Source organism: Methylobacterium segetis (genome assembly GCF_004348265.1).
Classification (GTDB): domain Bacteria; phylum Pseudomonadota; class Alphaproteobacteria; order Rhizobiales; family Beijerinckiaceae; genus Methylobacterium; species Methylobacterium segetis.
On the sequence record NZ_SMNT01000160.1, the window covers coordinates 1 to 6890 of the forward strand.

At 70.3% G+C, this 6890-nt stretch carries 8 protein-coding genes; 6 read left to right on the forward strand and 2 right to left on the reverse strand.

Annotated features, from left to right (window positions below):
- Positions 1–1111 (reverse strand): CheR family methyltransferase (locus E1J50_RS24895; RefSeq protein WP_132256789.1); only part of this gene is annotated, 1111 nt, incomplete at its 3' end.
- Positions 1112–1116: 5 nt separating this feature from the next.
- The gene (locus tag E1J50_RS24900) at positions 1117–1626 is read right to left on the reverse strand and encodes a chemotaxis protein CheW (protein WP_245516748.1); all 510 of its coding nucleotides are present in this window, start codon (positions 1624–1626) and stop codon (positions 1117–1119) included.
- Positions 1627–1995: 369 nt separating this feature from the next.
- On the opposite strand from E1J50_RS24900, the gene E1J50_RS24905 reads away from it, so the two are divergent.
- The 6 genes from E1J50_RS24905 (at position 1996) to ilvC (ending at position 6854) form a co-directional block, all read left to right on the forward strand.
- Positions 1996–3771: an acetolactate synthase 3 large subunit gene (locus E1J50_RS24905; RefSeq protein ID WP_132256791.1), complete on the forward strand. Its 1776-nt coding sequence runs from the start codon at positions 1996–1998 to the stop codon at positions 3769–3771.
- A gap of 22 nt (positions 3772–3793) precedes the next feature.
- The gene (gene ilvN, locus E1J50_RS24910) at positions 3794–4336 is read left to right on the forward strand and encodes an acetolactate synthase small subunit (protein WP_132256794.1); all 543 of its coding nucleotides are present in this window, start codon (positions 3794–3796) and stop codon (positions 4334–4336) included.
- A 50-nt stretch (positions 4337–4386) separates the two neighbouring features.
- Positions 4387–4668, forward strand: coding sequence for an AbrB/MazE/SpoVT family DNA-binding domain-containing protein (locus tag E1J50_RS24915; RefSeq protein ID WP_132256796.1), 282 nt, complete (start codon positions 4387–4389; stop codon positions 4666–4668).
- Positions 4655–4999 carry a type II toxin-antitoxin system PemK/MazF family toxin gene (locus tag E1J50_RS24920; protein WP_132256799.1) on the forward strand — a complete coding sequence of 115 codons (345 nt, stop codon included), beginning with the start codon at positions 4655–4657 and terminating at the stop codon, positions 4997–4999. The genes E1J50_RS24915 and E1J50_RS24920 overlap by 14 nt, the downstream gene beginning before the upstream one ends.
- A 34-nt stretch (positions 5000–5033) precedes the next feature.
- The gene (locus tag E1J50_RS24925) at positions 5034–5678 is read left to right on the forward strand and encodes a glutathione S-transferase family protein (protein ID WP_132256802.1); all 645 of its coding nucleotides are present in this window, start codon (positions 5034–5036) and stop codon (positions 5676–5678) included.
- A 156-nt stretch (positions 5679–5834) separates the two neighbouring features.
- Entirely contained in the window at positions 5835–6854 is a 1020-nt protein-coding gene (gene ilvC, locus E1J50_RS24930) for a ketol-acid reductoisomerase (protein WP_132256596.1), read from the forward strand.
- The last annotated feature ends 36 nt before the right edge of the window (positions 6855–6890 follow it).

Below are 6890 nucleotides of genomic sequence, written 5' to 3' on the forward strand. Positions count from 1 at the left end.
CCTCGCCGCGCGGATCGGGGCCGACCTGCACCGGCAGGGCGACGGGCGCCTCCTCCTCGGGCGGCGGAGGCGGGTCCGCGGGCGGGCGCGGCGGCAACGGCGGCGGCGGGACGATAGCGGGGAACACGGGCGGGGCAGGCGCCGGCGGCGGCGGCAGCCGATCCGGCGGCGACGGCGCGGCCTCGTCGAGGCGGCGATAGGCGACGGTGCCGGGCAGGTTCACCGGCGTGAGCCAGTCGGCGAAGGCCGGGTTCGGCTCGGCATGGCCGATCAGCAGCCAGCCGCCCGGCCGCAGCCGGCGCCCGAGCGCCCGCACGATCCCCGCCACGGTCTCGGCGCTGAAATAGATCAGCACGTTGCGGCAGAGGATGAGGTCGAACTCCGCGAAGCGCGCGGGCGCCGTTCCGTCGATGAGGGCGAGCAGGTTCTGCCGCTCGAACCGGACCATGCGGCGGAATTCGGGGCGCAGGGCGTAGCCGCCCTCGCGGGCGGCACCGGGCTCCGCGGGCAGGCGCCGGAAATAGAGGTTGCGCGCCTCGGCCGGCATCGTGCGCAGCGCCCAGCGCCCGTAATGCGCGGCTCGCGCGGTCGCGAGCGCGGCGACGCTGATGTCGGTTCCCGTGATCGCCACGTGCCACTCGGGCAGCGCCTCGCCGAGGATCTCGCGCAGGAGGATCGCCACCGAGTAGGGCTCCGCCCCCGTCGAGCAGCCCGCGCTCCAGACCTTGAGGCTCTGCTCGGGGCCGCGCGCCGCGATCAGGCCCGGCAGGATGGTCTCGCGCAGCGCCTCGAACTGCTCCGCGTAGCGGAAGAAGAAGGTTTCCCCGATGGTGATCTCGGCCTCGAGCGCGGCCCATTCGCGGGCGCCGTCCTGGCCCTGCGCGAGGAGCGCGCGGTAGGCCGTGGCGTCGGCCATCCCGGCCGCGCGGAAGCGGCGGCGGAGCCGGTCGAACAGCAGGCCGTCCTTGTCGGCGTAGTATTGGTGGCCGGTCCGGGCGATGATCTCGGCCTTGAGGTCCGCGTAGCCCGGATCGGCGAACGGATCGCGCGGCTCCGGCCGCCGCGCGGCGGGCTGCTCGCGGGCAGGCTCGCGGGAAGGCTCGCGGGCCAAGGGGCTCAGGCCGCCGGCAGGTCGGCGAGGCGCGCGCGCGCGGCGACGGCCAGGGCCTCGACCCGGCCGCCCTCCTCCTCCGTCAGGATGCGGGCGAGGCTGAGGGCGTGGACGAGGCGGCCCCGCACCGTGATCTCCGCCTCGACGCAGCCGTTGAGCGTCTGGCCCGGCTCGACCGCGCGCACCGCCTCGGCCGGCACGCCGACGAGGTCGCTCGCCCGGTCGACGAGGAGGGCGCGCGAGCCGTCCGCGGCGAGGACGAGATGGGCGTAGAGGCCGGGGTCGGCGCGGCCCGCGCGCAGCCCGAACAGGCGGGCGAGATCGATGACCGGCACCGGGTTCCCGCCGAGATTGAGGAAGCCCGCGAGCCAGGAGCCCCCGCTCGGCGGCTGGAACAGGTCGGGCAGCGGCAGCACCTCGCGCACCGCCTCGCGGGGGAGGGCGCAGGTCTGGCCCGCGACGTCGAGGAGGAGGTAGGAGGAGGCCCGGTTCGAGGCCGTCTCGGGCAGCGCCACGGGCGTCGTCGCCTTGCTGAGGGTGGGATGGGAAGTCTTGGACTGTCCCAATAGGGCGCGACCGGGAGCCCGGCAATGCGGGCGTGCAGGTTTCGCCGCGCGCGCCGTTGACCCGACAGGGTCCCTCCGCTATGAGACCCGACACTTTTCCGCGACTCCGCTGCCGAGGCGGGTCGAACAGGGTTCGAGACGTCACCCCGATGCGTCACATCCTTATCGTAACGAAAGCGCCACTGACGGGGCGGCCCTGAAGCCAGGGCCGCGATCCGGGCGGTGGCGCATGCAGGGTCCCGATCGGGGCCCTTTTTTGTTGCCCGCGGCCGGGTTGAAGCGCAACGGAGTTCGAGAACGGGTTCAAGGAGGAAGACGATGAGCGGCGAGGTCATGACCGGGGCCGAAATGGTCATCCGGGCGTTCCGGGATCAGGGTGTCGAGACGCTGTTCGGGTATCCGGGCGGCGCGGTGCTGCCGATCTACGACGCGCTCTTCCATCAGGACGCGATCCAGCACGTGCTCGTGCGCCACGAGCAGGGCGCCGTCCACGCGGCGGAGGGCTACGCCCGCTCCTCGGGCAAGGTCGGCTGCGTCCTCGTCACCTCGGGACCCGGCGCCACCAACATCATCACCGGCCTCACCGACGCGATGATGGATTCGATCCCGCTCGTCTGCATCACGGGGCAGGTGCCGACGCACCTGATCGGCACGGACGCGTTCCAGGAATGCGACACGGTCGGCATCACGCGCCACTGCACGAAGCACAATTACCTCGTCAAATCGATCGACGACCTGCCGCGCATCCTGCACGAGGCGTTCTACGTCGCGAGCCACGGCCGGCCCGGCCCCGTCGTCGTCGACCTGCCGAAGGACATCCAGTTCGCGAGCGGGCTCTACGAGCGCCCGAGCTTCGAGGGGCACAAGACCTATCGCCCGGTCGTGAAGGGCGATGCCGACAAGATCCGCGCGGCGATCGAGCTGATGGCCTCCGCGCGCCGGCCGGTCTTCTACACCGGCGGCGGCGTCATCAACTCGGGCCCGGAGGCCTCGCGGCTCCTGCGCGATCTCGTCGCGGCGACGGGCTTCCCCGTCACCTCGACCCTGATGGGGCTCGGCGCCTTCCCGGCCTCGGACGACAAGTTCCTCGGCATGCTCGGCATGCACGGGACCTACGAGGCCAACCTCGCGATGCACGAGTGCGACGTGATGGTCTGCATCGGGGCGCGCTTCGACGACCGCATCACGGGCCGCCTCGACGCCTTCGCGCCCTACTCGAAGAAGATCCACGTCGACGTCGACGCCTCCTCGATCAACAAGGTCGTCAAGGTCGATATCGGCATCCTCGGCGATTGTGCCTCGGTGCTCGCGGACATGCTGGAGGCGTGGGCCGCCCTGCCGTCCGACCCCGACAAGGGCCGCCTCGAGGCGTGGTTCGGCAAGATCCGCACCTGGCGCGCGCGCGAATGCCTCGCCTACTGGCCGTCGGGCACGATCATCAAGCCGCAATACGCGGTGCAGCGGCTCTACGAGGCCTGCAAGGACCGCGAGACCTACATCACGACCGAGGTCGGCCAGCACCAGATGTGGGCGGCCCAGTACTTCAAGTTCGAGGAGCCGAACCGCTGGATGACCTCCGGGGGCCTCGGCACGATGGGCTACGGCCTGCCCGCGGCGATCGGCGTGCAGCTCGCCCACCGGGACGGGCTCGTCATCGACATCGCGGGAGAGGCCTCGATCCTGATGAACATCCAGGAGCTCTCGACCGCGGTGCAGTACCGCCTGCCGGTCAAGATCTTCATCCTGAACAACGAGTACATGGGCATGGTCCGCCAGTGGCAGGAATTGCTGCACGGCTCGCGCTACTCGCAGAGCTACTCGGAGAGCCTGCCGGACTTCGTGAAGCTCGCCGAGGCCTACGGCGCCAAGGGCATCCGCTGCGACAAGCCGGGCGACCTCGACGCGGCGATCAAGGAGATGCTCGACTATGACGGGCCGGTCATCTTCGACTGCGTCGTCGACAAGACCGAGAACTGCTTCCCAATGATCCCCTCGGGCAAGGCGCACAACGAGATGCTGCTCTCCGACTATCTCGGCGAGACCGGCGTCGAGCTCGGCGACGTGATCTCCGAGGAAGGCAAGATGCTGGTCTGAGGGAGCGGGCGGGAGCAGGACGATGAACGCGATGAACACGCACTACCCCGAGCCGGTCCGGGTCGAGACCGTCAACCGGCACACCCTCGCGGTGATCGTGGACAACGAGCCGGGCGCGCTCGCCCGGATCTCGGGCATGTTCTCGGGGCGGGGCTACAACATCGAGAGCCTGACGGTGTCCGAGACGGAGGAGGCGCGCCACCTCTCCCGCATCACCATCGTGACGACGGGCACCAACGCCGTGATCGAGCAGATCAAGGCGCAGCTCGACCGGCTCGTGCCGGTGCACCGGGTGGTGGACCTGACGCTCCAGGGCAACGCGCTGGAGCGCGAGATCTGCCTCGTGAAGGTGGTGGGCCAGGGCGAGCACCGCAGCGAGGCCCTGCGGCTCGCCGCCGCCTTCGGCGCCAGGACGCTCGACGCGACGCTCAATTCCTTCGTGTTCGAGCTCACCGGCACGACGGAGGAGATCGACCGCTTCATCCGCCTGATGAGCGTGATCGGCCTCGTCGAGATCTGCCGCACCGGCATCGCCGCGATGGGGCGGGGCGCCGAGCCGTTGTAGGATCGGGCCGCACAGCGCCGTGAGTCGGTGCCGGGCCGGGAGGTCGCGCGATGGAAGCGAAAGTCATCCGCTGGGGCGACGATCTCGCTGTCCGGCTGACCAGCGAGGAGGCCGACCGGCTCGGCGTCAGCGAGGGGCAAACGGTCGAGATCGTCGCGAAGCCTGAATCCGAGCCGTGGAGCGGTCGCCGCTTCGCGGATGGGCTGCCCGTCTATACGCTGGAGGAGATGGTCGCCGAGATGCGGCGCCTCGGACCGGATTTCGAGCCGCCGACCGTGGATTGGGGGCCGGATGTCGGCTCCGAGATCATCGACGACGATGACCGGCGGTGATGCGCAGCTTCAGCCGGGCGACCTGATCCTCGTCGAACTCGGCCCCGTGCGCGGAACGGAGCAGGACGGCCGACGCCCCGCTCTCGTCGTGTCGGCGGCCTCGATGAACGCGGCGACACGGCGGGTCATCGTGTGCCCGGTCACCGGCAATACGGAGCCCTGGCCGACGAAGGTGCTCCTCCCGCCCGGCGCTCCCGTGAAGGGCGCCGTCCTGACGGATCAGGTTCGCTCCCTCGACCAGCGAGGCCGGATTCTGCGGCGGCTCGGTTCCGCTCCGGAAGCCGTTCTCGTCGAGGTTCGGCATCAGCTCGCAGCGCTGCTTCTTCTCTGAGCCGGGCGACCGCTCCGGCACGATGGACAAGGCCATGACCGCCCGCACCCTCTACTATGCCCCCGGCGCCTGCTCGCTCGCCTCGCACATCGCGCTGGAGGAGACCGGGGCGCCCTTCGAGACCGTGCGCCTCAACCTGCAGGCCGGCGACCAGCGCGCGCCCGAATACCTCGCGGTCAATGAGCGCGGCCGCGTGCCGGCCCTCGACGAGGGGGGCTGGGTGCTCACCGAGAACACCGCGCTCCTGCGCCACATCGCGCGCGCGCATCCGGAGGCCGGGCTCTGGCCCGAGAGCCCCCGCGACCAGGCCCTCGCCGACGAGTGGCTCGGCTGGCTCTCCACCAACCACCACCCCGCCTACGCCCATATCCGCCGGGCCGAGCGCTACAGCGCCGACGAGGCGGCCCATCCCGGCATCCGCGCCAAGGGCGCCGACACGTTCGGCGACCTCTGCACCATGACGGAGGTGCGGCTCTCGAACGGCGGATGGGCGGTGGGCGGGCGCTACAGCGTGGTCGATCCCTACCTCCTGCTGTTCTGGACCTGGGGCCGCGGGCCGGCTCTCGGCTTCGACATGGCCGAGCGCTTCCCGGCCTGGACGGCGCATGCCCGCGCCATGGCCGGGCGCCCGGCCGTGCAGCGGGCCTTCGCGCGGGAGGGGCTTCCGCTGCCGGCCTGACGGCGGGGCGGGACTGTCGGCCCGCGAGGGCTGCCATGCGGCGATTTCCCCTTTCGTCAAGGGGATCGCCTCGCTAAAAGCGCCGCCATCGCACGGCCGCGCGAACGAGGGCGCCGGAGCGCACTCATCGACACCTCACGAAAAGGACAAGCCGCCATGCGGGTCTATTACGATCGCGACGCAGACCTGAACCTGATCAAGGGCAAGAAGGTCGTCATCGTCGGTTACGGCAGCCAGGGCCACGCCCACGCGCTGAACCTGCGCGATTCCGGCGTGAAGGAGATCGTGATCGCGCTCCGCGAGGGCTCGGCCACCGCCAAGAAGGCGGAAGGCGAGGGCTTCAAGGTGATGTCGGTCGCCGACGCCGCCAAGTGGGGCGATGTGGTGATGATGCTCACCCCCGACGAGCTGCAGGGCGACATCTACAAGGAATCCCTGGAGAAGAACCTCAAGGAGGGCGCCGCGCTCCTCTTCGCCCACGGCCTCAACGTCCACTTCAACCTGATCGAGCCCCGCAAGGACCTCGACGTGCTGATGGTCGCCCCGAAGGGCCCCGGCCACACGGTGCGGGGCGAGTACCTGAAGGGCGGCGGCGTGCCGACGCTCATCGCGATCGCGCAGGACGCGTCCGGCAACGCGCACGATCTCGGCCTGTCCTACGCCTCGGCCAATGGCGGCGGCCGCGCCGGCATCATCGAGACGACCTTCAAGGAGGAGTGCGAGACCGATCTCTTCGGCGAGCAGGCCGTGCTCTGCGGCGGCCTCGTCGAGCTGATCAAGGCCGGCTTCGAGACCCTGGTCGAGGCGGGCTACGCCCCCGAGATGGCTTATTTCGAGTGCCTGCACGAGGTGAAGCTCATCGTCGACCTCATCTACGAGGGCGGCATCGCCAACATGAACTACTCGATCTCGAACACCGCCGAGTACGGCGAGTACGTCACCGGCCCGCGCATCGTGACGCCGGAGACGAAGGCCGAGATGAAGCGCGTCCTCAACGACATCCAGTCGGGCATCTTCACCCGCAACTGGATGCTGGAGAACAAGGTCGGCCAGACCTCGTTCAAGGCGACGCGCGCCAAGCTCGCCGCCCACCCGATCGAGGAGGTCGGCGCGCGCCTGCGCGGCATGATGCCGTGGATCTCCGAGAAGGCGCTGGTCGACAAGTCCCGCAACTGATCGTTTGGGAGTGCGGGCCGGGCGGCACCTGATCCA

Coding starts and splice junctions, on each gene's coding strand:
- ilvN (WP_132256794.1), top strand. CDS start 3,794: ATGAACGCGATGAACACGCACTACCCCGAGCCGGTCCGGGTCGAGACC.
- E1J50_RS24925 (WP_132256802.1), top strand. CDS start 5,034: ATGACCGCCCGCACCCTCTACTATGCCCCCGGCGCCTGCTCGCTCGCC.
- E1J50_RS24905 (WP_132256791.1), top strand. CDS start 1,996: ATGAGCGGCGAGGTCATGACCGGGGCCGAAATGGTCATCCGGGCGTTC.
- ilvC (WP_132256596.1), top strand. CDS start 5,835: ATGCGGGTCTATTACGATCGCGACGCAGACCTGAACCTGATCAAGGGC.
- E1J50_RS24915 (WP_132256796.1), top strand. CDS start 4,387: ATGGAAGCGAAAGTCATCCGCTGGGGCGACGATCTCGCTGTCCGGCTG.
- E1J50_RS24920 (WP_132256799.1), top strand. CDS start 4,655: ATGACCGGCGGTGATGCGCAGCTTCAGCCGGGCGACCTGATCCTCGTC.